General features: G+C 45.3%; 22 protein-coding genes and 1 riboswitch. Of the genes, 12 read left to right on the forward strand and 10 right to left on the reverse strand.

Going from position 1 to position 26,318, the window contains the following annotated elements:
* Positions 1 to 43: 43 nt before the first annotated feature.
* Complete coding sequence (locus tag AB4138_RS05290) at positions 44 to 793, reverse strand: amino acid ABC transporter substrate-binding protein (protein ID WP_009848135.1); 750 nt, start codon at positions 791 to 793, stop codon at positions 44 to 46.
* Between the two features lie 311 nt (positions 794 to 1,104).
* Here AB4138_RS05290 and dnaA point away from each other — a divergent pair, with 311 nt between their 5' ends.
* The 4 genes from dnaA (at position 1,105) to gyrB (ending at position 7,276) form a co-directional block, all read left to right on the forward strand.
* The gene (dnaA, locus tag AB4138_RS05295; protein ID WP_017058808.1) at positions 1,105 to 2,526 is read left to right on the forward strand and encodes a chromosomal replication initiator protein DnaA; all 1,422 of its coding nucleotides are present in this window, start codon (positions 1,105 to 1,107) and stop codon (positions 2,524 to 2,526) included.
* 81 nt (positions 2,527 to 2,607) lie between these two features.
* Entirely contained in the window at positions 2,608 to 3,708 is a 1,101-nt protein-coding gene (gene dnaN / locus AB4138_RS05300; RefSeq protein WP_017058809.1) for a DNA polymerase III subunit beta, read from the forward strand.
* Positions 3,709 to 3,761: 53 nt separating this feature from the next.
* Entirely contained in the window at positions 3,762 to 4,841 is a 1,080-nt protein-coding gene (gene recF, locus AB4138_RS05305) for a DNA replication/repair protein RecF (protein ID WP_372305200.1), read from the forward strand.
* Positions 4,842 to 4,858: 17 nt separating this feature from the next.
* Positions 4,859 to 7,276, forward strand: a complete 2,418-nt coding sequence (gyrB, locus tag AB4138_RS05310; RefSeq protein ID WP_017058811.1) for a DNA topoisomerase (ATP-hydrolyzing) subunit B — start codon at positions 4,859 to 4,861, stop codon at positions 7,274 to 7,276.
* 239 nt (positions 7,277 to 7,515) lie between these two features.
* Here the strand turns inward: gyrB and AB4138_RS05315 are convergent, their stop codons facing one another.
* Positions 7,516 to 7,638: a hypothetical protein gene (locus AB4138_RS05315; protein ID WP_267869012.1), complete on the reverse strand. Its 123-nt coding sequence runs from the start codon at positions 7,636 to 7,638 to the stop codon at positions 7,516 to 7,518.
* Positions 7,639 to 7,780: 142 nt separating this feature from the next.
* On the opposite strand from AB4138_RS05315, the gene AB4138_RS05320 reads away from it, so the two are divergent.
* Complete coding sequence (locus AB4138_RS05320; RefSeq protein ID WP_009848140.1) at positions 7,781 to 8,215, forward strand: Hsp20 family protein; 435 nt, start codon at positions 7,781 to 7,783, stop codon at positions 8,213 to 8,215.
* Positions 8,216 to 8,321: 106 nt separating this feature from the next.
* On the opposite strand, the gene AB4138_RS05325 is transcribed toward AB4138_RS05320, so the two are convergent.
* The 4 genes from AB4138_RS05325 to glyQ all read right to left on the reverse strand — a co-directional run bounded on the left by AB4138_RS05325 (position 8,322) and on the right by glyQ (position 15,100).
* The gene (locus AB4138_RS05325) at positions 8,322 to 9,572 is read right to left on the reverse strand and encodes a valine--pyruvate transaminase (protein WP_017063029.1); all 1,251 of its coding nucleotides are present in this window, start codon (positions 9,570 to 9,572) and stop codon (positions 8,322 to 8,324) included.
* Positions 9,573 to 9,826: 254 nt separating this feature from the next.
* On the reverse strand, positions 9,827 to 11,914 hold the full coding sequence (locus tag AB4138_RS05330) for an alpha-amylase (protein ID WP_017058813.1): 2,088 nt from the start codon (positions 11,912 to 11,914) through the stop codon (positions 9,827 to 9,829).
* 202 nt (positions 11,915 to 12,116) lie between these two features.
* Positions 12,117 to 14,183 carry a glycine--tRNA ligase subunit beta gene (gene glyS / locus AB4138_RS05335; RefSeq protein WP_372305203.1) on the reverse strand — a complete coding sequence of 689 codons (2,067 nt, stop codon included), beginning with the start codon at positions 14,181 to 14,183 and terminating at the stop codon, positions 12,117 to 12,119.
* A 2-nt stretch (positions 14,184 to 14,185) separates the two neighbouring features.
* Positions 14,186 to 15,100, reverse strand: coding sequence for a glycine--tRNA ligase subunit alpha (glyQ, locus tag AB4138_RS05340; protein WP_017632669.1), 915 nt, complete (start codon positions 15,098 to 15,100; stop codon positions 14,186 to 14,188).
* Between the two features lie 210 nt (positions 15,101 to 15,310).
* Positions 15,311 to 15,427: riboswitch (yybP-ykoY riboswitch) on the forward strand.
* A gap of 93 nt (positions 15,428 to 15,520) precedes the next feature.
* Here glyQ and AB4138_RS05345 point away from each other — a divergent pair.
* Both AB4138_RS05345 and AB4138_RS05350 read left to right on the forward strand, forming a co-directional pair.
* Positions 15,521 to 16,078, forward strand: coding sequence for a TMEM165/GDT1 family protein (locus AB4138_RS05345; RefSeq protein WP_004739245.1), 558 nt, complete (start codon positions 15,521 to 15,523; stop codon positions 16,076 to 16,078).
* Between the two features lie 147 nt (positions 16,079 to 16,225).
* Positions 16,226 to 16,480, forward strand: coding sequence for a hypothetical protein (locus AB4138_RS05350; protein WP_017058818.1), 255 nt, complete (start codon positions 16,226 to 16,228; stop codon positions 16,478 to 16,480).
* 83 nt (positions 16,481 to 16,563) lie between these two features.
* Here the strand turns inward: AB4138_RS05350 and tusA are convergent, their stop codons facing one another.
* Positions 16,564 to 16,815, reverse strand: coding sequence for a sulfurtransferase TusA (gene tusA / locus AB4138_RS05355; RefSeq protein ID WP_004736675.1), 252 nt, complete (start codon positions 16,813 to 16,815; stop codon positions 16,564 to 16,566).
* Between the two features lie 149 nt (positions 16,816 to 16,964).
* Between tusA and AB4138_RS05360 the strand changes: the two genes are divergently transcribed.
* Together AB4138_RS05360 and AB4138_RS05365 are read left to right on the forward strand one after the other, a co-directional pair.
* On the forward strand, positions 16,965 to 17,150 hold the full coding sequence (locus AB4138_RS05360) for a hypothetical protein (RefSeq protein ID WP_004736674.1): 186 nt from the start codon (positions 16,965 to 16,967) through the stop codon (positions 17,148 to 17,150).
* 156 nt (positions 17,151 to 17,306) lie between these two features.
* Complete coding sequence (locus AB4138_RS05365) at positions 17,307 to 18,248, forward strand: LysR family transcriptional regulator (protein WP_004736673.1); 942 nt, start codon at positions 17,307 to 17,309, stop codon at positions 18,246 to 18,248.
* A gap of 135 nt (positions 18,249 to 18,383) precedes the next feature.
* Here the strand turns inward: AB4138_RS05365 and AB4138_RS05370 are convergent, their stop codons facing one another.
* The 3 genes from AB4138_RS05370 to fadB all read right to left on the reverse strand — a co-directional run bounded on the left by AB4138_RS05370 (position 18,384) and on the right by fadB (position 22,968).
* Entirely contained in the window at positions 18,384 to 19,364 is a 981-nt protein-coding gene (locus AB4138_RS05370; protein ID WP_019825590.1) for an MDR family oxidoreductase, read from the reverse strand.
* Positions 19,365 to 19,606: 242 nt separating this feature from the next.
* Complete coding sequence (gene fadA, locus AB4138_RS05375) at positions 19,607 to 20,770, reverse strand: acetyl-CoA C-acyltransferase FadA (protein ID WP_017058821.1); 1,164 nt, start codon at positions 20,768 to 20,770, stop codon at positions 19,607 to 19,609.
* Between the two features lie 26 nt (positions 20,771 to 20,796).
* Positions 20,797 to 22,968 (reverse strand): fatty acid oxidation complex subunit alpha FadB, encoded by a 2,172-nt coding sequence (fadB, locus tag AB4138_RS05380; protein ID WP_017058822.1) that lies wholly within the window; start codon positions 22,966 to 22,968, stop codon positions 20,797 to 20,799.
* A 227-nt stretch (positions 22,969 to 23,195) separates the two neighbouring features.
* On the opposite strand from fadB, the gene AB4138_RS05385 reads away from it, so the two are divergent.
* From AB4138_RS05385 to hemG, 3 genes are read left to right on the forward strand one after another with little or no spacing between them, the layout of a single operon-like run.
* Positions 23,196 to 23,819, forward strand: coding sequence for a YigZ family protein (locus AB4138_RS05385; protein WP_017058823.1), 624 nt, complete (start codon positions 23,196 to 23,198; stop codon positions 23,817 to 23,819).
* A gap of 34 nt (positions 23,820 to 23,853) precedes the next feature.
* Positions 23,854 to 25,311, forward strand: a complete 1,458-nt coding sequence (locus AB4138_RS05390) for a TrkH family potassium uptake protein (RefSeq protein ID WP_008223210.1) — start codon at positions 23,854 to 23,856, stop codon at positions 25,309 to 25,311.
* A 10-nt stretch (positions 25,312 to 25,321) separates the two neighbouring features.
* On the forward strand, positions 25,322 to 25,849 hold the full coding sequence (hemG, locus tag AB4138_RS05395) for a menaquinone-dependent protoporphyrinogen IX dehydrogenase (RefSeq protein ID WP_017058824.1): 528 nt from the start codon (positions 25,322 to 25,324) through the stop codon (positions 25,847 to 25,849).
* Positions 25,850 to 26,318 lie beyond the last annotated feature (469 nt).

The following is a 26,318-nucleotide window of genomic DNA, read 5'->3' on the forward strand; positions in this document are numbered from 1 at the left end:
CCGCTGTATAAAGCAGTGGGCCTTGAATGGAGAAAGTGAGTAATTACTTCTGAGTAATGTCCGCACCAAACCATTTCTGAGAGATACTTTCTAGCGTACCATCTGCGCGCATTGCTGCTAATGCTTCATTTACTTCTGCTTGCAGTTTTTTGCCGTTATCGTTGTCGACGAAAGGCCAAGCGTTTTCAATTGTTTCGAATGGCTGACCTGCTAGTTGTAATGGTAGACCAGTCTTCTTGATAAGCTCTAGTGCTGATAGGCGATCCATTACGAATGCATCGGCACGACCCAGTGCCACGTCATGTTCAATACCTGTATCGTAGGTTTTTACATTGATCTTGCCATCTTTGTCGTAGCTGCGAAGCAGTTGTTCAAAGTTTGAGCCTAGGTTTACCGCAACCGTCTTGCCATCAAGGTCTTCGATGCCTTTAATGCTGTCATTACCTTTACGAACGGTAATTTGTGCGCCGTCTACTACGTATGGGTCTGCGAATAGGTATTTCGCTTTACGTGCATCCGTCATTGTAATTTGGTTTGAAATGGTATCGATGCGACCCGTTTCAAGAAGACCAAACAGACCAGAGAAGTTTGCCGTTACGTATTCAACCTTGTAATCGTTACGCTTACCGATCTCATCCCATAAATCCACTTCAAAACCCTGTAGCTGGTCTTGTTTAACGAACGTAAACGGGAAATAGCGACCAGACATGCCGACTTTAACTTCAGTCGCAGCTTGAACAGTAGCAGCAGAGAGTGCGATAGCCGCAATTGCAGCCTTAATCCAGTTATTCATTTGGTAACTCCTTATATTTATGGGTTTGGATGTTACTGGGAAAATGCTCACTAGAATAAATAACCAGATGTTATTAACCATAACCAGATTGAATTCCCGATTTGGGGATAACTAGCAAGGATCCGGGCATAAGTGGATCATTGTGTGAGTAAATTAGGGGCAAGATGTGTGGATCCACCGATAAATTACAAATTTATTGTGAATAACTTGGATCTTATTCACTGGATCTGTGATCAATTGCTGGTGATCTGACTTATCAACAGGTAAAATTAGCGGTCATTTCATATTACTTTAAATAGAGTGAGGGCACCGTGTCATCTTCGCTTTGGTTGCAGTGTTTACAACAGCTTCAAGAAGAGTTACCAGCTACAGAATTCAGTATGTGGGTTCGTCCGTTACAAGCGGAACTCAATGACAATACTCTAACTCTATTTGCACCGAACCGTTTCGTACTCGATTGGGTTCGTGATAAGTATCTAAATAGCATTAACCGTCTGCTGCAAGAATATTGCGGTAACGATATCCCACATCTTCATTTTGAAGTGGGAAGCAAGCGTGTGATTGCACCAAAGCCTGCGACACCGACACCAACTCAGACTCGCACTGCAGCTGATGTGGCCGCTGAGTCATCAGCACCTGCGCAATTACAAGCTCGCAAACCTGTCCATAATATCTGGCGTGATGAAGAGCCTGTCGCGGTTGACTTGAATCACCGCTCAAACGTGAACCCAAAACATAAGTTCAATAACTTTGTTGAAGGTAAGTCGAACCAACTCGGTTTGGCTGCGGCACGTCAGGTTTCTGATAACCCAGGTACAGCCTACAACCCGTTGTTCCTATACGGCGGCACTGGTTTAGGTAAAACGCACTTGTTGCATGCGGTGGGTAACGCCATTGTTGATAATAAGCCGAATGCGAAAGTGGTTTACATGCACTCAGAGCGTTTTGTTCAGGATATGGTAAAGGCTCTGCAAAACAACGCGATCGAAGAATTTAAGCGCTACTACCGTAGTGTTGATGCATTGCTTATCGATGACATCCAATTCTTTGCTAATAAAGAGCGTTCTCAAGAAGAGTTCTTCCATACCTTTAACGCGCTGCTTGAAGGCAATCAACAGATCATCCTAACGTCTGACCGTTATCCAAAAGAGATCAACGGGGTAGAAGATCGTCTTAAATCTCGTTTCGGCTGGGGTTTGACGGTAGCGATTGAGCCACCAGAGCTTGAGACACGTGTTGCGATCTTGATGAAGAAAGCCGAAGACCACCAAATTCACCTTGCGGATGAAGTGGCGTTCTTTATTGCCAAGCGTCTACGCTCTAACGTTCGTGAACTGGAAGGCGCATTGAACCGTGTTATTGCGAATGCAAACTTCACTGGCCGCCCGATCACGATCGACTTCGTGCGTGAAGCACTGCGTGACCTACTTGCACTGCAAGAAAAACTGGTCACTATTGATAACATTCAAAAGACAGTAGCCGAGTACTACAAAATCAAAGTCGCTGATCTATTGTCTAAGCGTCGTTCTCGTTCTGTTGCTCGTCCACGTCAATTGGCGATGGCACTGGCGAAAGAGCTAACAAACCATAGCTTGCCTGAGATTGGCGATGCATTCGGTGGTCGTGACCACACGACGGTACTGCATGCTTGTCGTAAGATTGCTCAGCTGCGTGAAGAGAGCCACGACATTAAAGAAGATTATTCGAACTTGATTCGTACCCTTTCTTCTTAATACACAGTATTCTTAACCTTAATAAGCAGAATCTTGGCCACGTACTATTACGCAGTGCCATTTAGACCGTAAGAGCAAGATATGAAATTTACCATTGAACGTAGTCACCTGATTAAGCCATTACAACAAGTATCTGGCGCACTCGGTGGCAGGCCAACGCTTCCAATTCTAGGAAACCTACTGATTAAAGTAGAAGATAACGTGTTGTCGATGACAGCGACGGATCTAGAAGTTGAACTGATCAGCCGTGTAACGCTTGAAGGTGATTTCGAAGCGGGTAGCATTACCGTACCTTCACGTAAATTCCTAGATATCTGCCGTGGATTGCCAGATAACTCAGTGATCACGGTGGTATTGGATGGTGACCGTATTCAGGTTCGCTCTGGTCGTAGCCGCTTCTCTTTAGCAACATTACCTGCGGCAGATTTTCCAAATATTGAAGACTGGAGCAGTGAAGTTGAAGTGTCAGTGACACAAGCTGAACTTCGCGGTCTTATCGAGAAAACACAATTCTCAATGGCGAACCAAGATGTTCGTTACTACCTCAACGGTATGTTGTTTGAGATTGAAGGCTCTATCCTGCGCAGCGTGGCGACCGATGGTCACCGTATGGCAGTATCTCAAGCACAACTGGGTGCGGATTTTGCTCAGAAGCAGATCATTGTTCCTCGTAAAGGTGTGCAAGAGCTAGTGAAGCTATTGGATGCACCTGAACAGCCAGTAACACTACAAATCGGTAACTCTAACGTGCGTGCGGAAGTGAACAACTATGTCTTCACTTCTAAGTTAGTAGATGGTCGTTTCCCTGATTATCGCCGCGTAATGCCGCAAAATACCACCAAGACACTTGAAGCTGGCTGTGATGAATTACGTTCAGCATTTTCTCGTGCTGCGATTCTATCGAATGAAAAATTCCGTGGTGTTCGCGTTAATCTTGCAGATAGCGAGATGCGTATTACCGCGAACAACCCAGAGCAAGAAGAAGCAGAAGAAGTACTCGATGTTAACTTCGACGGTGATGCTCTAGAGATTGGCTTTAACGTAAGCTACGTATTGGATGTTCTGAACACACTGCGTTGTGAACAGGTTCGTATCTCAATGTCAGACGCCAATGCGAGTGCTCTTATTGAGAACGCACAAGATGACAGCGCGATGTACGTTGTTATGCCAATTCGCTTATAAGCTGCCCCATGTTGACCTACCGAGTCGTGATTGAAGATTAATATGAAGACGTTATGCCTTTATCGCGCTTAATCGTTAAGCAGTTTAGAAATATTGAAGCCTGTGACATTCAACCGTCATCAGGCTTTAACTTTCTTATAGGGGCTAACGGAAGCGGCAAAACCAGCGTCCTTGAAGCGGTGTATCTGCTCGGACACGGTCGCTCATTCAAGAGTTCACTTACCGGTCGTATCATACAAAACGAGTGTAGTGAGCTGTTTGTACACGGCCGTTTTATGACCTCGGATCAATTTGAGCTGCCAATTGGCATTAATAAGCAGCGCGATGGCACGACAGAGGTTAAAATAAGCGGTCAAACTGGGCAAAAGTTGGCTCAGTTAGCTCAAGTCTTACCTTTGCAGTTGATTCACCCCGAAGGGTTTGATTTACTGACAGATGGACCTAAGCATCGCCGAGCATTCATTGATTGGGGAGTCTTCCACAGTGAGTCGGGCTTTTATGATGCGTGGGGTAGGGTAAAGCGCCTCAATAAGCAGCGAAACGCCTTATTGAAAACGGCAATCCACTATCGAGAGCTGAGCTATTGGGACCAAGAACTGGCCCGTTTAGCTGAAAGCATCAGTCAGTGGCGTGCCACCTACGTTGATCAGCTCAAAGAAGTCGCCGAAGAGATCTGTGCGACCTTCCTTCCTGAGTTTGAGATAAAGATTAACTATTATCGTGGCTGGGACAAAGACACCCCATACGCCGAGATATTAGAAAAGAATTTTGAAAGGGATCAGCAACTTGGTTACACCTTTAGTGGACCCAACAAAGCGGATCTGAAGATAAAAGTGAACGGCACTCCAGTGGAAGATGTCTTGTCACGAGGTCAATTGAAGTTGATGGTGTGCGCGCTACGAGTAGCACAAGGGCAACACCTCACTCAAATGACAGGTAAGCAGTGCATCTATTTAATAGATGACTTCGCTTCCGAATTAGATAGCCAACGCCGAGCACGTCTTGCTGAGTGTTTGAAGGCGACCCAGGCTCAAGTTTTTGTAAGCTCTATTACCGCTGATCAGATTGCAGATATGCATGACGAAAATAGCAGGATGTTTCATGTGGAACATGGCAAAATAGAGCAAGGATAATTAGTCAGAGAGTAACTATGTCAGATAATTACGATTCATCGAGTATTAAAGTACTGAAGGGTCTGGATGCGGTACGTAAGCGTCCTGGAATGTACATTGGCGACACGGATGATGGTACCGGTCTGCACCACATGGTTTTTGAGGTGGTAGATAACTCTATTGATGAAGCGCTAGCTGGTCACTGTAATGACATCATTGTAACTATCCATGAAGATAGTTCTGTGTCTGTAAGCGATGACGGCCGTGGTATTCCAACAGAATTGCACCCAGAAGAAAACGTATCAGCAGCAGAAGTAATCATGACGGTTCTTCACGCTGGTGGTAAGTTCGATGATAACTCGTACAAGGTATCTGGTGGTCTGCACGGTGTTGGTGTTTCAGTAGTTAACGCACTTTCTAAGCAAGTTACTCTTACTATCCACCGTGGTGGCAAAATCCACACTCAAACCTACAGCCACGGTGAGCCTCAAGCGCCACTAGCGGTTATCGGTGACACGGATAAAACAGGTACAGAGATTCGTTTCTGGCCGAGTGAAGAAACCTTCACTAACATCGAGTTCCATTACGACATTTTAGCTAAGCGTCTACGTGAGCTATCATTCTTGAACTCAGGTGTATCAATTAAGCTAATTGATGAGCGCGAAGAAGACAAAATGGATCACTTCGAATACGAAGGCGGTATCCAAGCGTTTGTTGAGCACCTTAATACCAACAAAACGCCAATCATCCAAAAAATCTTCCACTTCAACTCTGAGCGTGAAGACGGTATTACCGTTGAAGTTGCGATGCAGTGGAATGACGGCTACCAAGAAAATATCTACTGTTTCACCAACAACATCCCTCAACGCGATGGTGGTGCTCACTTAGCTGGTTTCCGTGCGGCGCTAACGCGTACTCTGAACAGCTTCATGGACAAGGAAGGCTTCTCTAAGAAAGCGAAGACTGCGACCTCTGGTGATGATGCTCGTGAAGGTTTGACAGCGATTGTTTCTGTTAAAGTGCCTGATCCTAAGTTCTCAAGCCAAACTAAAGATAAGCTGGTTTCTTCAGAAGTGAAGTCTGCCGTTGAATCTACAATGGGTGAGAAGTTGTCTGAGTTCCTGATTGAGAACCCAGGTGAAGCGAAAACAGTTTGTTCTAAAATTATTGATGCAGCACGTGCTCGTGATGCAGCGCGTAAAGCTCGTGAAATGACTCGTCGTAAAGGCGCATTAGATTTAGCGGGTCTTCCAGGTAAGCTTGCTGACTGTCAGGAAAAAGATCCTGCACTGTCTGAACTATATATTGTGGAAGGAGACTCTGCTGGCGGTTCAGCTAAGCAGGGTCGTAACCGTAAGAACCAAGCAATCCTACCGCTGAAAGGTAAAATCCTTAACGTAGAGAAAGCACGTTTCGATAAAATGCTGTCTTCTCAAGAAGTAGCAACGCTAATCACAGCTCTTGGTTGTGGTATTGGCCGTGACGAATACAACCCAGATAAACTGCGTTACCACAACATCATCATCATGACCGATGCCGATGTCGATGGTTCTCACATCCGTACTCTGCTACTGACGTTCTTCTACCGTCAAATGCCAGAGCTGATTGAACGTGGCTACATCTACATTGCTCAACCGCCACTTTACAAAGTGAAGAAGGGTAAGCAAGAGCAGTATATTAAAGATGAAGATGCAATGAACCAGTATCAAGTATCTTTGGCTCTAGACAATGCAGAACTGCACGTTAACCCTGAAGCGCCAGCATTTGCAGGTGAAGGTTTAGAGAAGCTTGTTCAGCAATACAATGCAGGCATCAAGCTTGTTGATCGTATGAGCCGCCGTTACCCACGTGCATTGGTTCACGAACTGATTTACGTTCCTCGTCTAACGGCTGAGCAGTGTCATGATGATGCGGCAGTTGAAGCTTGGGGTAAGCAGCTTGTTGAGCAACTAAACGCGAAAGAAGTAGGTGCGAGCCAATACAGCCTTGAAGTTGAAAAACACGAAGAGCTAGGCTTAAGCGTTCCTAAGATTGTGGTTCGTACTCATGGTGTGACTCATGAACACCTACTAAGCATCGATCTTATTAACTCTAAAGAGTTTGGTAAGCTAGCGGATCTTTCTGAAGCTCTTGATGGCTTGATTGAAGAAGGCGCTTACATTAAGCGTGGTGAGCGTACTCAAGAAGTTTCTAGCTTCGTTGATGCTCTGAACTGGTTAGTGAAAGAGTCTCGTCGTGGTCTAAGCCTACAGCGATACAAAGGTCTAGGTGAGATGAACCCTGATCAACTTTGGGAAACCACGATGGATCCTGAAACTCGCCGTATGATGCAAGTAACAATTGAAGACGCTGTTGGTGCTGATTTGTTGTTTACGACGCTAATGGGTGACCAAGTTGAACCTCGTCGTAACTTCATCGAAGAGAATGCACTGAAAGTAGCAAACCTAGACGTTTAGTCTCTTTGATACTTCGCTCTTTGGCTTAATTTCTGTGTCAGAGGTGCTCACATACATTCGTATGCTCCGCGCCTCTTCCTTGAACTAAAGCCAAATAGCTTCGTCTCAAAAAACTAAAATCATTTTAAAGCACTATCCTTTGGATGGTGCTTTTTTATGTTTGTAAGATATTGAAAAATATTGAGTTGCAAAAATAATTGAAAATAACCCCTTGAAACTATTTTGCTCAATCCATATATCTATTTGTGAAGAGGATGACTGTCTTGCTCTACAAGAGAAGAAACAGAACCTTCATTACCGCTAACGAAGTATCGCTCAATAGAGGATAACTTTGGCAGCACACAACTTAAAAATTGATTCATTGCCATGTCCCAGCGTTGTCGCCAATAGAGGTGAAACCCGAGGAATGCGAATTGAATCTCTTAGCTGTTTACTGGGTCACACACAGGTTAGATCCAAGTAAAATTCGCAGCTAAGACTATTGCTTACTAAAAGGATAGCATTATGAGAACTGTAGATTTCACTCCACTTTACCGCAACGCAATCGGCTTCGATCGTCTATTCAACATGATGGAAGCGAATACATCGAAGAACTCTTCTGGCGGTTACCCTCCATACAACATCGAGCAAAAAGACGAGAACAACTACCGTATTACTATGGCAGTCGCTGGTTTTGCTGATGACCAATTAGATCTGACTCAGAAAGAGAACATGCTAATTGTGAAAGGTGAGCGTAAAGCAGAAGCAGAGAAAACCTTCGTATACCAAGGTATCGCAGAGCGCGATTTCGAGCGTAAATTCCAACTGGCTGACTACGTAAAAGTGGTAGGTGCAAGCATGGAAAATGGTCTTCTTCACATCGACCTCGAACGCGAAATCCCAGAAGCGATGCAACCACGTAAGATTGCTATCAATGGTAATAGTTTACTAGAAGGCTAATTACTGTTAGCTCCTTAGAGCTAAAAAATATCGGGAAGTAAAAGTGAAAGAGCACCTAATGAGGTGCTCTTTTTGTATTTGACCTGCGGTAAGCTAAAAGCTCTTATTACTGCTCTGAGTAAGCCTTTTTCACTTCTTCAGCAATGATAGCAATGCCTTTCTGCATCGCCTCATCATCTTGTACGTAGTTCATGCGTAAGCACTGGTGAGCATGATCCCACTCGTCTTCTTGGCCGATAAAGAAGTATTCACCCGGAACAATCAATACGCCGCGCTCTTTCAAGCGCTTATACAGTTCCATGGTAGTGATGGGCAGCTCATCAAACCATAGCCACAAGAAGATGGCGCCTTCAGGTTTGTGAATTCTAAAGCGTGGGTCGTCAATAGCATCTTGTAAGAGCTCAACTGCACGTAGAGATTTATCTTTATAGAAAGGTTTGATCACCTCGCTGCTTAAGCGCAGTAAATCGCCTTTTTCAATCATGTGATTGGCAATTGCAGGGCCGACGCTGTTTGGCGCTAAGCTGATGATGCCATTCATGTTGGTCAATGCTTGTGTTACTTCTTCACTCGCAATCACGATACCGCAACGCACACCCGGCAAACCAAGCTTAGAAAGGCTCATGCACAGAATCGTATTTTCATTCCAGAACGGTTCGACATCTTCAAAGATGATGTTTGGAAACGGCAGGCCGTAAGCATTGTCGATCAGCAGTGGGATGTTGTTTTCACGCGCCAGTGTATCCAATTTACGTACTTCTTCGTCGGTCAGTACGTTACCTGTTGGGTTAGTTGGACGAGATGCACAGATAGCGGCAACCGAGTCATCAACCTTAAGCTTTTCAAAATCAACATGGTATTTGAACTGGCGGTTTTCTAGCAACTCGATCTCTGGGTGGTAAGAGATAAAGATATCGTCATCAATACCCGCGTCGCCGTAGCCGATGTATTCCGGTGCGATTGGCAGTAGGATTTTCTTATGTGAACCGTCAGGCTGTTGGCCTGCTAGCAGGTTGAACAGGTAGAAGAAGCCACTTTGACTGCCATTAGTCAGGCTGATGTTCTTCTCGCTGATATCCCAGCCATAGGTCTCTTTCAGCATTGCCGCTAACGATTTGATGAAGCTGTCTTTACCCTGCGGACCATCGTAGTTGGCGAGGGCGGCGATGAGTTCTCCACTGGCGAGCATGTCGGCACTGGCTTGGTTAAAGTAATCGAGCATGGCAGGGATAGCGGCTGGGTTGCCACCACCGAGCATGATAGCGCCAGGAGTGCGCAGGCCATCATTCAAATCATCCATTAAACGAGTGATTCCAGAGTATCGATTAAACTTTTCGCCAAACTTAGAGAACTGCATTACTAATTTTACCTAATTCATTGTGATTGCTTGTTACGTGTCATTAAGGCAGACCTTATGTCTGCCATCAGTGTATTCCTTGAACATACCGCAATGTTTTTGCGACGCATAGCGCCAAATGCTCTAACACGTAAAAAACTTCTATAAAGTTTGGTTAATGAGTGACAGCTTGCTTATTGAACGTACCTTTAGCGATAAAAAAAGGAGAAGCCTAAGCTTCCCCTTTAGTTTCTGGTGTTTATGTTAATGAAGGTTTAGTTCGAACCGGTATAAACGACTAATACCTTGTCATCTTGGTATTGGCGTTCGAACGCATAGTAGCCCTTGCTGTTACGGATGATGTGCTTACCCTGAGCAACGGCTGGGTGGCGTTGGCGGAATTGGCCAAGCGCTTGCCAGTGTTCTAGCAGCTCTGCACGTTCGCCAGTGATTTGATCCCAAGGCATGTCTGAGCGTGTGCCTTGCATTGGATCAGAACCCGTTGGGCCAAAGTCTCGGGCGATTTCATCGCCGTAATAGATCTGTACCGCACCGGGAGCCAGCATCAACGCGTTTGCAGCTTTGGTTTGTTTTGCAAAGTCACTGCCATGTTGTGTCCAGAATAGCGAGGTGTCGTGAGACGAAAGGTAACTCAGTACGTTGAACTCGCTGTCGTTGTTGATCTTCTCTGCGTATCGAAGGTAATCAGCATCAAGATCGGATAGGCACTTGAGCGCCTTTGGTGCGATATCACTCTGGAATTCAAAGTTGATGATCGAATCAAATCCGTTAGCGAAGTAATCTGATTTGACCACGCTGTGTGCCCATACTTCGCCAGTCATCCAGAAGGGTAAGTCATCCAAGGCCTTGTCTGGGTTGTTCTGTTTCCACTCGGCAAGTGCCTGGTTGGTGCTCTCTTTCAGTTCTGCCCATGCTTCGAGTTCAACGTGTTTAGCGGTATCGACCCTGAAACCATCGACACCATATTCGCGCACCCAATCCGATAACCAAGTGATTAAATGGTTACGAGGTGTTTTGAGTTCATCGGTCGCGCTGGTGGACTTATTGCGATAGAAATTAGGCAGCCCGATTGTCTCTGTCGACTCTGTTTTGAAATCGGGCAGATGCGCCAAAGACATGGTGAGGTTATTGTAGCCCGGAGAGTCATAGGCGCCGATATCGCTGCGTAGCCAAGCTTTGCCCCACCACTTTTCCCACGCTTCTTTGTCGCTGTAAGAGATGTAGTTGTTGAAGTAGTGCCAGTTCTGACCTTTGGCAGGTTGCCAATCTGTCCAGTTTTCGCCAAGTGTTTGTTTGGCTTCTTCGTCAGTTAGGTTTAGCTTACCAAAATCAAACTCTTGCATGTCGGCAAGCGTCGCATAGCCGGTGTGGTTCATTACCACATCCCAAACAACACGAATGCCTTTGCTATGCGCGGTATCGATGAAGGTTTTTAGCTCGTCTTCGGTGCCCATGTTGTCATCGAGCTTGGTCCAATCTTGATGGTAGTAGCCGTGGTAGCCGTAGTGTTTGAAGTCACCTCGATCACCGCCGCCAACCCAGCCGTGGATTTGCTCTAACGGAGACGTTATCCAGATAGCATTAGCACCGAGTGATTCTATGTAATCGAGTTTTTCGGTTAAGCCTGCCAAGTCACCACCGTGGAAGGTGCCGATTTCGTCTTGTCCATCTTGGCTGCGACCGTAACTGTTGTCGTTATCAGGATTACCATTGTGGAAACGGTCAGTCATTACGAAGTAAACCGTGGCGTTATCCCAACTAAAGTCAGCTTTGGTTTCTGGTTCTACTTTCTCAAGCAGCAGAACACCTTGGCTATTTTCTGCTGGCTGCATGGTGACGCTGCCATTCGTTACTGTGACTTGTTTGCCTGAAAGAGCGTCTCTAACCACGGTGCCATCATCAAAGGTTTGAGCAACGTCGATGATGGTTGGTTCGTCACTAGGAACCGGACAAGCAAAGCTTTGTACTTGTTGTTGCTTCGGCTTTATCTGAACGGTCAGTTCATTGGTTTGTGGGTTGAGCATAAACTGATAGGTGTTAGCGCGAAAGATCTTGATATCTAATTCAGACTTCTCGGCGCAGTCGTCTAGGCGAAGGGGTTTATTGAATTTGATGCGGTTTTCTTCAGCCAGCGCATAGTTGGTGCCACAGGTATTTTGAGTATCGCTGATAGAGAAGGTATAGCTACCTTTCGCGAGTTCCTGTTCTGCAATCACGGTGCCTTTACCGGATGATTCGAATACGACAGTGTCGTTATCAATTGTCAGTAATAGGTTGTTGTCACTGGTTTGGCTGCATGCGCTGAGTGCGAGTATTGAAAGCGCGAGTACTGTTTTTTTCATTGTTCCCTTCCCCTGAATAAACAGGTCAGTTATAGCAAACAATGCCCTCTACAGTCTGAGTGCTGTTTCATTCAGTTAATCAATAAGACCTCTACAAACAAATGCTTGGTTCACAAAAACAAAAAGGGAAGCTTTCGCTTCCCTTTGGGTGTTTACCGTTAATTACTCAGAGTATGACTTAGAGTAATTGTCTCACTTGTGCTTATTTTTGCAGTAGAGAGATGTCAGCAATCTGTAGGAACAGGTTACGTAGGTTGTTCAGTAGCGTTAGACGGTTCTTCTTAAGCGCTTCGTCATCAGCCATAACCATTACGTTATCGAAGAATGCATCAACTGGTTCACGTAGATCAGCAAGCTTGCTTAGGGCTTCTTGGTAGTTACCTGTTGCGAATGCTGGTTCTAGTGCTTCCGTCATTACTTCAACGTTTTCAGCCAGTGCTTTCTCTGCGTCTTCTTGAAGAAGCGTTAGGTCGATTTCAGCTGGTAGCTCGCCATCGAATTTCGCAAGGATATTACCTACACGCTTGTTCGCTGCTGCTAGTGCTTCTGCTGCTTCCAGTTCACGGAAGTGAGAAACCGCTTTAACACGTTGGTCAAAGTCAGCAGGCTTAGTTGGACGACGTGCTAGTGCCGCTTGGATGATATCAACGCTGAAACCAGCATCTTGGTACCATGCGCGGAAACGACCTAGCATGAAGTCGATAACGTCAGCTTCTACGTTTTTGTTAGTCAGCTTGTCGCCTAGTAGCTCTTTCGCTTTGCCGATCAGATCGGTTAGGTCTAGGTTGTAGCCGTTTTCAACGATGATACGTAGCACACCTAGAGACGCACGACGAAGTGCAAATGGGTCAGAACCTTTTGGTGCTTGGCCAATACCGAAGATACCTACGATAGTGTCTAGCTTGTCTGCCATTGCTACTGCTGAAGAGATACCCGTGCTTGGTAGATCGTCACCCGCGAAACGAGGCATGTATTGCTCGTAAAGTGCCAGTGCAACTTGCTCGTCTTCACCGTCGTGAGTCGCGTAGTGCATGCCCATCACACCTTGAGTATCCGTAAATTCGAATACCATAGAGGTCATTAGGTCACACTTAGCCAGTAGGCCAGCACGTTTAGACTTTTCAACGTCAGCATCGATTTGCTCAGCAATGTAGCCTGCAAGCTCTGTGATGCGGTCTGTTTTGTCTTTGATAGTACCCAATTGCTTCTGGAAGATAGCCTGGTCTAACTCAGCAAGACGGTCGATCAGCGGACGCTTACGGTCTGTGTTGAAGAAGAATTCAGCATCAGCAAGACGTGGACGTACAACTTTCTCGTTACCTTCGATAACGTGACGAGGCTCTTTAGACTCGATGTTTGATACGAAGATAAAGTTAGGAAGTAGCTTCTTGTTTTCATCGTAAACAGGGAAGTACTTTTGGTCACCTTTCATGGTGTAAACCAAAGCTTCAGAAGGTACTTTTAGGAACTCTTCTTCAAACTTCGCTGTCAGTACTACTGGCCATTCAACCAGAGACGTTACTTCTTCAACAAGGTCATCTTCTAGGTCAGCTTTACCGCCAACCGCTGCTGCCGCTTTTTGAGAGTCAGCAAGGATGATTGCTTTACGCGCTTCGTAATCCGCCATTACTTTACCGCGCTCTTCTAGGATCGCAGGGTATTGGTCAGCAGAATCGATTGTGAACTCTTGTTCGCCCATGAAACGGTGGCCACGGATAGTACGAGCAGATGCTACGCCTAGGATTTCGCCTTCAACAAGCTCATCACCTAGTAGTACTGTCAGTGTTTTCACTGGACGGATAAATTGAATGTCTGAGTTACCCCAGCGCATTGCTTTAGGGATTGGTAGGCCAGCTAGTGCTTTCGCAGCGATGTCCATCACCAATTCTTGAACAGGTTTGCCAGCCACTTCTTGTTTGAAAAGAAGCCACTCGCCTTTGTCTGTTTTCAGACGGTCAGCTTGCTCAACAGTAATACCGTTACCACGAGCCCAACCTTGTGCCGCTTTAGTCGCGTTGCCTTCTGCATCGAATGCTACAGAAACAGCAGGACCACGTTTCTCAACCACTTTGTCTGCTTGGCCTTCAGCCAGTGCTGTTACTTTAAGTGCTAGACGACGAGGTGCTGCGTACCACTTGATGCCTTCGTGAGAAAGCTCAGCCGTTTTAAGACCTGCTTCAAAGTTAGAAGCAAAGGCTTCTGCTAGAGAACGAAGTGCTGTTGGTGGAAGCTCTTCCGTACCCAGTTCAATTAGAAAATTCTTCGCCATGATTATTTGTCCTTCTTACACATTGGGAAGCCAAGCGCTTCACGTGACGCGTAGTACGCCTCAGCAACTGATTTAGTCAGGTTGCGGATACGAAGGATGTAACGTTGACGCTCTGTTACAGAGATAGCTTTGCGCGCATCAAGGATGTTAAATGCGTGACCTGCTTTTAGAATGCGCTCGTAAGCTGGAAGCGGCAGTGGCTTCTCAAGCTCAAGTAGTTCTTTACACTCTTTCTCGCACTGATCGAAGAAAGTGAATAGGAAATCTACGTCTGCGTGCTCGAAGTTGTATGTTGATTGCTCAACTTCGTTTTGGTGGAAGATGTCACCGTAAGTCACGTTAGAACCGTCTGGTGCTACGTTCCATACTAGGTCGTAAACAGAATCTACTTCCTGGATGTACATTGCTAGACGCTCGATACCGTAAGTGATCTCACCTGTTACAGGTTTACACTCAAGGCCGCCAACCTGTTGGAAGTAAGTAAACTGTGTTACTTCCATGCCGTTTAGCCATACTTCCCAACCAAGGCCCCATGCGCCTAGTGTTGGGTTTTCCCAGTTATCTTCAACGAAGCGAATGTCGTGAACAAGTGGGTCAACACCAAGAACCTCTAGGGAGCCTAGGTACAACTCTTGGATATTGTCTGGCGATGGTTTTAGCGCTACTTGGAATTGGTAGTAGTGCTGCAGACGGTTCGGGTTTTCACCGTAACGGCCATCGGTCGGACGACGAGAAGGTTGAACGTAAGCTGTAGACATTGGCTCTGGGCCAAGTGCTCGTAGACATGTCATTGGGTGAGAGGTGCCTGCACCTACTTCCATATCTAGAGGTTGAACAATGGTACAACCGTTTTGAGCCCAGTAATCCTGCAGCGCGAGGATCATTCCCTGGAAGGTTTTGATATCGTATTTTTGCATAGTCAGGTTCGCGCGATTCTTTTAAATGAATGAGAAAAATAACCTCTGAGTATACCGAGATATTCGTAAAGCGAGTAGGGGTAATCTTGTTTAATTAGTGGTCTAAAATGTCGTTTAGTGGATTTTTGTGCCTTTAATGTTTGTTTTTCGGCACAAGTGGATATTTTGATAACTTTGACACTTGTGTTTGAAAGCATGGGCTATTAAAATCTCGCGGTCTTTGGGGAGTAGCTTACTTATTCATATCCTATTGAATGAGTTCGTTCGTCAACATAATTGATGCAAAATCATCATGGCGTTCGAGGCAACCACCACCTTGGTGGTGCTTAGCAAGACCATAGACAAGCATCGTGAACCGGGATGGGGCGCGAGGTTTGTCTTTGGTTAAATATAATAATCCCCATCCCAAATGAGCATGTCGTGAGCGTTTTAGCAATTTCAATTACAACTGTCGCCTTAGCCGAGATCGGTGATAAGACTCAGTTGCTATCTCTTTTATTAGCCAGTCGATATCGCAAGCCGATACCTATCATCGCAGCTATCTTCTTTGCCACCATTGCCAATCATGCCCTTGCAGCATGGCTCGGGGTCGTGGTTGCTGATTATCTTTCACCTGAAGTATTAAAGTGGGTGCTGGTGGTCAGTTTCATTGCGATGGCTGGCTGGATTTTGATTCCCGATAAGTTAGATGACGATGAACAGATCTCAAACCGAGGACCGTTTGTCGCCAGTTTTATCGCTTTCTTTATTGCTGAGATCGGCGATAAAACCCAAATTGCGACCTCTATCCTAGGGGCTCAATATGCGGATGCATTAGCGTGGGTGATTCTGGGTACAACCATTGGTATGTTGCTGGCAAATGTGCCTGTGGTGATCATCGGTAAGCTGTCTGCTGATAAGATGCCTCTTGATCTGATTCGTAAGATCACAGCCTTGCTATTCGTGGGTTTAGCTATCGCTGCTGCGTTTTACTCGTAAGTGTTTTGAGTCTTATTATACTCAATCAGTAGAGTAATGTGTTGTAGGTCATACTCTTACAGTATTGTGGGGTTTATCGAGCGAATGGACATATAACTGTCATACTTGTCATGATATTTTAATCTTGTGAGTTAAGAACACGAGGGCATGATTATGTTGACGCGTTATATGGGTATTACTCCACAAAGCCAAAGTTATCTATTTACTTTTGGTCTTGCACTTACACTGTTAGGCATGGTGTTGACGGACATGTGGCTGCCAATGGTCGCGGGTGCCATCATCATGACTGCACTTGCGGTAGAGGCTTGGATTCGGGTCGCGCATATTATTCCGATGCGCAAAGATATCCGAGAAATTCAGCATCAGCTGGAGCATCTGCAAAACAAATCTAGAAGCGAATAAACAAAAAGCCGCTCGTACTCTGAGTTCTGTTTAAGAACATAAGGTACCAGCGGCTTTTTTGATACTTGATAGTCGGTGGGGCGTTACGCCTCCAATCCCTTTCTGATCAAATACTGGTAAGGCAACGTTTCTGTTGCTTGGCCTACCAACTGGTGATCCATGAATCGACAAAAGCTCGGAATATCTCGAGTTGTCGAAGGATCGTCAGCTTTTACCAGTAACACATCGCCATCCTGCATGTTTCTAATTGTCTTCCTGACCATCATTACTGGTTCCGGGCAACGCAGGCCTTCAGCTTCTAAAGTATGGGTTGCCAGTTCAGGTTTGAATGTCATGGTTTGTATCTCTATATCTATCTAACGAGTGAATAATACGTCTGCAGAAAAAATATGCAATAAGTGCTTGGCAAACAGAATCATTTCCTATAACTTAGTTAACAAGTTGATAACAACTTGAAGCAAAGGCAACTAGCTAAGGAGTGGCGATGTTGACAGGATTAGATAGATTAACAATTTATTCGGTTCTCTGTTTTATTTCTTTTTGTGCGTTAGTACTACGCTCATCGACAGAGACCTCACTGATGCCTATTTTTGGCATAGTAGCAACGATTATTGGTATTTGGGTAGAGATGCGCCGTTGGCAAGGCATAGCCGAAGAGCAAGAGCACTAACCCGAATACAGCAAGCGAATTCCGATACGACAACATTCCGACACTATCCCCAAATTTTCTTGGGCTTCCCCGCGTAATTGCGGGATTTTTTTTATCTAAAGCATGCTATAAACAACTTAGTGACTAATGGCAATCGTATACAGCTAGGTAAGTGGCGTGGAATTAGAAGACATCTATCGTAGAGACCTTAATTTATTGGTCGCTTTAAAGGTATTGATTGAAGAGGGCAGCGTAAGCCAGGCCGCGCTTCGTCTTAACTTAAGCCAATCCGCAACCAGTCGAGTATTAGGGCGTTTAAGAGAATTACTAAACGATCCGTTGTTTACACGTCAAGGTCAGCACCTTATTCCTACCAAGAAAGCACTCGAGATCAGTCAGCGTATTGATCAGCCTTTGGAGTCTTTTCGCCAATTGCTGAGTCCGAGTGACTTTGACCCTTACTATTGCAGCGAACGTTTTCTGATCGCTACCACCGATTATGCGATGCAAACCATCTTGCCTTATGCGTTGCCTAAGATTTATGAACAAGCACCCAATATCTCTTTGGAGTTTGCTCCGTTGCAGCATGAGCATTTGTTTAAACAGCTCAGCACCGAACGCGTTGATATGGCGATCTGTCGTCCGAGTGGCAGCATTGCACCACTTCATCAAGAAGTCTTGGGGCCGGTTGGTGTGTCGTGTCTGTTATCTAAAAACCATCCATTAGCCGATCAACCTTTAAGCCTTGAAGACTATGTTTCACTCCCACATGCGATGATTGCGATCAGTGATGGTGTTAAGGCTTTATTAGACAACGCGTTAGCCAATCAACAGCCTCGTAAAATGGTGTTGCGTGCTTATCACCTTGAAGCTGCATTGGCGATTGTTGATAGAATGCCGTTGGTGATTACTGTGCCTGCTGATTTGGCTTATTTGGTAGCAGAGCGTTATGACTTGGTTGTTAAGCCATTACCATTTGAATTTATGCCGTTTGATTACTCACTGATCTGGCACTCGCGTTGCGATTCTTCTGCTTCACAACAATGGTTAAGAAGAGTGGTAAAAGAAGAGTGTGGTGAGTTGATTCAAAAACGGATTGCGGATGTAGGTTTGGGTTAACCGGAGCTGAGTCTGTGTTCACTTGACCCGAATGACAAAAACGCAAAAGGGCTGATAAAAATCAGCCCTTTGTTGTTTTGGGTTATCCAAGTCTAAAGCCGTTGCTTAAGGTTTGATAACTTTATGTTTGAGAATCTATAGTTTAATGACTACGCGACCAGTGATTTGACCGTTAGTGATGTCTTCTGCTGCTTGAATTGCACCGTCTAAAGACACTTCTTTGGTTGCTTGAGCATAGAAAGATTCTGGTAGTAGCTCCGCCAGTTGTTCCCACGCTTTAATACGTTTTTCACGAGGGCACATTACAGAATCAACACCTTGTAGGCGAACGTTACGCAGAATGAATGGCATTACCGTAGTGGGTAAGTCAAAACCACCTGCTAGACCACACATTGCAACCGCACCGTTGTAATCAATTTGCGCCAATACTTTCGCAAGCACTTTGCTGCCTACCGTATCGATAGCGCCAGCCCACAGTTGTTTCTCTAGTGGCTTAGCTGGCTCTTCTAGTTCAGCACGCTCTACAATGCGTGTCGCGCCTAGTGATTTAAGTAGTTCACCGTTTACAGAAGCACGGCCAGTCACTGCTGCCACTTTGTAGCCCAGTTGGTTTAGTAGAGTGATAGATACGCTGCCTACGCCGCCACTTGCACCTGTTACTAGGATTTCACCGTCTTCTGGCTTGATGCCTGCATCTACGATAGCTTGCACACAAAGCATTGCTGTGAAGCCTGCTGTACCGATCGCCATGACTTTCTTAGCGTCTAGACCTGCTGGCATTGGCACTAACCAATCACCGTTTAGGCTCGCTTTTTCAGCCATGCCGCCCCAGTGACCTTCACCAACACCCCAACCCGTTAGAACAACTTCGTCGCCTGCTTTGTAGCGTGGGTCATCAGATTGTGAAACCACACCTGAAAGGTCGATACCAGGAACCATAGGGAAGTTACGAACAATGCGCCCTTTGCCTGTAATCGCCAAACCATCTTTGTAGTTCAAAGAAGAGTAGCTAACATCAATCTTCACGTTACCTTCTGGTAATTGAGACTCTTCAATTTGAGAAACTGACGCGATAGTTTTTTTGTCTTCTTGGTTTAGTACAAGTGCTTTAAACATGATCTGCTCCGTGGAGGAATATTAGGAAACTGAAGTAACTTTAGTTGAATCATCCGAGAAAAAATAATGAAACATCAACATTGAATATATGCGTTTTGTGCATAGATGTCAGGGTTGGTTTTTCTCTCGTTGAGTTCGCTGAACGCAACCGATGCATTGTTGGATGCCAAGTAATAAAAAGTGCAGCTATATAAATATAGCTGCACAAAAGATTACCCTTCAAGTATTACAGTCAGTAAACGCTATGGGCGTTCAAATACCGTTGCAATACCTTGGCCTAAACCAATACACATAGTCGCCAAGCCGTATTTCACGTCTTGTGCTTCCATCAGGTTGATTAGCGTCGTCGAGATACGAGAACCAGAACAGCCTAGTGGGTGACCCAGAGCAATCGCACCGCCGTTAAGGTTTACTTTCTCGTCAACAACATCCAGTAGACCTAAGTCTTTAGCACAAGGTAGAGATTGAGCAGCAAACGCTTCGTTTAACTCAATCACACCCATGTCTTCAATGGTTAGTCCTGCACGTTTAAGTGCTTTTTGGGTTGCTGGTACTGGGCCGTAACCCATGATTGAAGGATCGCAGCCAGCGATAGCCATAGACTTCACGCGAGCGCGAATCTTAAGGCCAAGTGCGTTAGCTTTCTCTTCGCTCATGATAAGCATTGCAGAAGCACCATCAGACAGAGCTGATGAAGTACCTGCTGTTACTGTGCCGTTTGCTGGGTCAAATACCGGACGCAGCTGGGATAAGCCTTCAACTGTTGTCTCTGGGCGAATGACTTCGTCGTAATCCAGAGTGAACAGAGAACCGTCTGCAGCGTGAGCTTCGGTTGGCAGGATTTCATTTTTGAAACGACCTTCAACCGTAGCTGCTTGAGCGCGAGCATGTGAGCGTGCTGCGAATGCATCTTGGTCTTCACGGCTAATACCGTGCATTTTGCCTAACATCTCAGCGGTTAGCCCCATCATGCCGGCCGCTTTTGCTACGTGTTTTGACATGCCTGGGTGAAAATCAACACCATGGTTCATTGGTACGTGGCCCATGTGCTCCACACCACCAATCAGGCAGATTTCAGCATCACCAACCATGATAGAGCGAGTTGCATCATGCAAAGCTTGCATAGATGAACCACATAAACGGTTGACTGTTACAGCACCAATCTCAATCGGTAGACCAGCAAGCAAGGCAGCGTTACGTGCAACGTTGAAGCCTTGCTCTAGTGTTTGTTGTACACAACCCCAGTAAATATCTTCAATTTCGACAGGGTTTACTTCTGGGTTGCGCTCTAAAATGCCTTTCATCAAATGTGCAGACAGATCTTCAGCACGAGTGTGACGGAAAGCTCCACCTTTGGAACGTCCCATTGGGGTGCGAAGGCAATCAACAACAACTACATTTTTCATTTTGCTATTCCTTTTCCAAATGTGGGTTACAGAGAACTGGCTTGTTGGCTGTCGTAAAAGCTTTCGCCCTTCGCTGCCATATCAAGCAATAGCTGAGGAACTTGGTACATTGCACCTAAGTCTTGGTAGCCTTTCGCCATTTCAACGAAGTTACCAATGCCCACACTGTCTAAGTAGCGGAATACGCCGCCTCTAAATGGAGGGAAGCCTAAACCGTAAACCAGTGCCATATCCGCTTCTTGCGGTGTCGCGATAATGCCTTCTTCTAGACAAAGCACCACTTCGTTGATCATTGGAATCATCACGCGCTGGATAATTGTTTGGTCATCAAAATCTTGTGGTGCTTGACATACGTCAGCCAAGATAGGAAGAATGTCTTCAGAGAAGGTCTTCTTCGGACGACCACGCTTGTCTACGCTGTATGTGTAGAAACCGCTACCGTTTTTCTGACCGTATTTTTCAGCAACGTAAAGTGCATCAATCGCATCACGACCTTCTTTGCCCATACGCTCTGGGAAACCTTGCGCCATCACAGCTTGTGCGTGGTGTGCAGTGTCTAGGCCTACAACGTCTAGTAAGTAAGCCGGGCCCATTGGCCAACCGAACTTACGCTCCATCACTTTATCGATCTTAGTGAAATCAGCACCGTCGCGTAGCAACATGCTGAAACCGCCAAAGTAAGGGAAAAGTACACGGTTAACGAAGAAGCCTGGGCAGTCGTTAACAACGATTGGGGATTTACCCATCTTCGCTGCGTAAGCAACCACGCGATTGATGGTCTCTTCTGAAGTTTGTTCACCACGGATGATCTCAACCAAAGGCATGCGATGCACAGGGTTAAAGAAGTGCATGCCACAGAAGTTTTCTGGGCGCTTCAGTGATTTCGCTAGCAGGTTGATCGGAATTGTAGAGGTGTTTGATGTTAGAACCGTGTCTTCACCAACCAAACCTTCCACTTCGCTCAGTACTGCTGCTTTTACTTTCGGGTTTTCTACTACTGCTTCAACAATCACATCCGACTGTTCTACACCCGCGTAATGCAGGCTTGGAGTAATAGAAGACAGAATACCTGCCATCTTGAATCCATCTAAGCGACCGCGTGATAAGCGTTTATTCAACAGCTTAGATGCTTCGTTCATACCTAGATCAAGCGATGCTTGTGCGATGTCTTTCATCATCACTGGCACGCCTTTTAGAGCTGATTGGTAAGCAATACCGCCGCCCATGATACCTGCACCAAGTACGGCTGCACGCTCAGTTGCTTTGTTTGCTGACTTACCCGCTTGTTTCGCTAAGCCTTTGATGTACTGGTCATTCAGGAATAAGCCAACTAATGCTTTTGCTTCTTCCGATTTCGCTAGCTTAACGAAGTGCTTACGTTCGATGTCGAGTGCTGCATCGCGATTGCTGCGTGCTGCTTCTTCAATCGCAATCACAGAAGTAATCGGAGCTGGGTAGTGAGGCCCTGCTTTTTGAGCAACTAAGCCCTTCGCCATGGTAAAGCTCATCATCGCTTCGAGTTTGCTTAGTGAAAGCGCTGATGTCTTTTGTTTACGGCGTAGCTGCCAGTCTAATTTTTCATTAGCAGCCAGAGAAACGGTATTGATTGCCGATTCTAGTAACTGGTCTGTTTCAACAATCGCATCTAACAAGCCAACTTTAAGCGCTTCATCTGCACGGCATGCTTTGCCTTGCGTGATAATTTCCATTGCGCTGTCAGCACCGATAACACGAGGTAGGCGTACACAACCACCAAAACCAGGCATGATGCCAAGTTTGGTTTCAGGTAGGCCAATGCTGGTGGTCTTGTCACCGATACGGAAATCGGTAGCGAGTACACATTCACAGCCGCCGCCAAGGGCATGGCCACGCATCATTGAAAGAGTTGGGACAGGAAGGTCTTCGAGCTTGCTGAAGATTGAATTAGCGAATCTTAACCATTCATCAAGTTCTGCTTCTGGCTTAGCAAATAGGCCAAGAAATTCAGTGATGTCTGCGCCTACAATGAACGCGTCTTTGTTTGAAGTTAAGATTAAACCACGTAATCCTGCGTGAGCATTAAGAGCATCTAACGCTTTATCTAGTGATTCTAAAGTAGCAAGGTCGAGTTTGTTTACAGAGGCTGGTGCACAGAAGCTTAATTCCGCAATACCATCTTGTAATTCCTTTACCTGTAGGGTGTTAGCTTGGTAAATCATTGTCTATCTCCATGACATACAATCCACGATTGTTTGAGAGAATCTTGTTATCTTTCTATTATTGTAGAATACCTGGTAAGACCAGTTATCTTAGTCTGTACCTCTGCTTGATTAATTTCAATACATTTTTTAAACAATTGTTTAACATTGTGCGATGGCACAGATCCTCTAACCCTTATTATTCACGCGTGATACACTTCGTCGCTCTTATTAACTAAGTTAACGATATGAATGAACAGCCTTATTTAATACCTTCTGCGTCGGCTCTGTTTGAAGAAGAGATAAAAAAGAGCGTCTTTATTACGCATCTTGCTCATACTCCAAGTGTTGAAGCTGCAAAACAGTTCGTAGAACAGGTGAAAAAAGAGCATTCTTCAGCACGACATAACTGTTGGGGTTTTGTTGCTGGTCGACCTGAAGACTCAATGCTTTGGGGTTTCAGTGATGATGGTGAACCCTCGGGTACAGCGGGTAAGCCTATCTTGGCGCAACTATCGGGCTCTGGTGTCGGTGAATTAACGGCTGTTGTGACGCGCTACTCTGGCGGAATTAAGCTTGGAACCGGCGGTTTGGTTAAGGCTTACGGCGGTGGCGTACAACAAGCTCTCAAGCTGCTTCAAACTATCGAGAAAAAAATAACCACAAAATTACGGCTAGAGTTAGACTATGGCTTTGTGCCGATCGCACAATCCATCATGGCTCAGCATCAGGCTGTTGAGGTCCAAGCGGATTATGGTGTTCAAGTTGAGCTTATTATTGAAATAGAGCTCCTTCAGGTAGATTCGTTTACCCAAACCATGATCAATAAAAGCGGTGCTAAGGCACTGGTAACGAAAGTCAAAGACAACTAGGAAGTGTGAAGCATTTCGCTTCGTTCAATAGCTCATGCAATTTCGCTCAATTATTCGAATCGTCGGATTATTATTAGCACTTTTTAGTGTATCAATGCTTGCTCCTGCGCTCGTCGCACTGATCTATCGAGATGGTGCGGGTGTGCCATTTGTGACGACCTTCTTCGTTCTCTTATTCTGTGGAGCAACTTGCTGGTTTCCAAACCGACGTTATAAGCATGAATTGAAAGCGCGTGATGGCTTTTTGATTGTTGTTCTGTTTTGGACGGTAATCGGTAGTGCGGGTGCGCTGCCGTTTTTGATCGCCGATAACCCCAATGTATCGGTAACCGATGCTTTCTTCGAATCCTTCTCTGCATTAACTACGACAGGTGCGACCGTAATTGTCGGCCTCGATGATCTGCCTAAGGCGATTCTTTTTTATCGTCAGTTCCTACAATGGTTTGGTGGTATGGGTATCATCGTATTAGCGGTAGCTATCCTCCCTGTTCTGGGTATCGGTGGTATGCAGTTATATCGTGCTGAAATCCCGGGTCCAGTAAAAGATAGCAAGATGACTCCGCGTATTGCTGAAACGGCAAAAGCGCTTTGGTACATCTACCTGAGCTTAACCATTGCTTGTGCAGTGGCGTTTTGGCTTGCTGGGATGAGCTTCTTTGATGCCATCAGTCATAGCTTCTCTACTATTGCGATTGGTGGCTTCTCGACTCACGATGCGAGCATGGGGTATTTCAATAGCCCTGCGATCAACATGATTACAGTTGTGTTCCTTCTTATATCCGCATGTAACTATTCGCTTCACTTTGCTGCATTTGCTTCAGGTGGTGTGCATCCTAAGTATTATTGGAAAGATCCTGAGTTCCGCGCCTTTATCTTTATTCAGGCAGTACTGTTCTTGGTTTGTTTCTTATTACTGCTCAATCATCACTCTTATGATTCGTACTACGATGCTTTCGACCAAGCCTTGTTCCAAACCGTGTCTATCTCTACGACCGCGGGTTTTACAACGACGGGTTTCTCAGAGTGGCCATTGTTCTTACCCGTACTGCTTTTGTTCTCTTCTTTTATAGGGGGATGTGCAGGTTCTACGGGTGGTGGTATGAAAGTGATTCGAATCTTACTACTTACTCTGCAAGGTGCTCGTGAAATGAAGCGTCTTGTTCACCCACGGGCTGTCTATACCATCAAGGTTGGCGGTTCTGCACTACCACAACGTGTTGTAGATGCGGTCTGGGGCTTCTTCTCTGCATACGCATTAGTGTTTGTGGTTTGTATGCTGGCTCTTATTGCAACTGGTATGGACGAGTTGAGTGCTTTCTCTGCGGTAGCGGCGACATTAAATAACCTTGGCCCGGGCCTTGGTGAAGTCGCAGTGCACTTTGGCGATGTGAACGACAAAGCAAAATGGGTACTTATCGTATCTATGCTGTTTGGCCGATTAGAAATCTTCACCTTATTAATCTTATTGACCCCTACGTTTTGGCGTAGCTAAGGACAACATTGTGGCAAAAGTTCTATTTTTGTATTCAAGCCGTGAAGGGCAGACCAAGAAAATCTTGAACTATATAAAAGAAGAAATGAGTGAGTTCGAATGTGAGCTTCAAGATCTGCACACTATTGGCAAGGTGGACTTTGCTCAGTACGACAGAGTGTTGATTGGCGCATCGATTCGTTATGGCCACCTTAATAAGAAGCTATATCAATTTATTGATGCCAACCTTACTCAGTTGCAATCAAGCAAGGTTGCGTTCTTCTGTGTTAACTTAACGGCGCGTAAAGAAGACCAAGGCAAAGATACACCAGAAGGCAGTGCGTATATTAAGAAGTTCCTTACCAAGTCTCCATGGCAGCCGACTTTAATCGGTGTATTTGCAGGTGCCCTCTATTACCCACGTTATAACTGGTTCGATAGAACCATGATCCGCTTTATTATGAATATGACAGGTGGTGAAACGGATACAACGAAGGAAGTTGAGTACACAAACTGGGAAAAAGTCTCTTTGTTCACTGAAAAACTGAAGAATATGTAAGATAAAAGCCTACTTTTGAGGCGTTTTGAGTTCTTTTTAATCGAACGAATAAAAAAACGAAAAAAACTTAAAAAAGGGCTTGCCAGTGTGATCGAAATCTCTATAATGCCACCTCGCTGACACGGGATGGCTTCTTAGGAAACCAGAGCGAATCAGCAAGCCAAATTAGCCAAGCCAAGCGCTTGAAAAAAGTTTTGAAAATAGTGGTTGACACTAAAACTTAAATCGCTAAAATGGCCGTCCGATTTGAGCGAAGCTCAAAAAGGAAAAGCTCTTTAACAATTTAAACCTATCAATCTGTGTGGGCACTCGTTGATGAATATCAAAAATTGATTCTTAGGAATCACATTGATTTCAATGAACTGAGTGACCAATCGATAATTTATTATCGGCACAGTCAATTCATTATCATTCTGTTGGAATGGTAATAGCTTTAGAATTACTTTTTGTAGTTTTGAAGTCAGTATTC

The sequence above is a fragment of the Vibrio sp. 10N.286.52.C3 genome (assembly GCF_041468865.1).
GTDB classification, from domain to species: Bacteria; Pseudomonadota; Gammaproteobacteria; order Enterobacterales; family Vibrionaceae; genus Vibrio; species Vibrio crassostreae_C.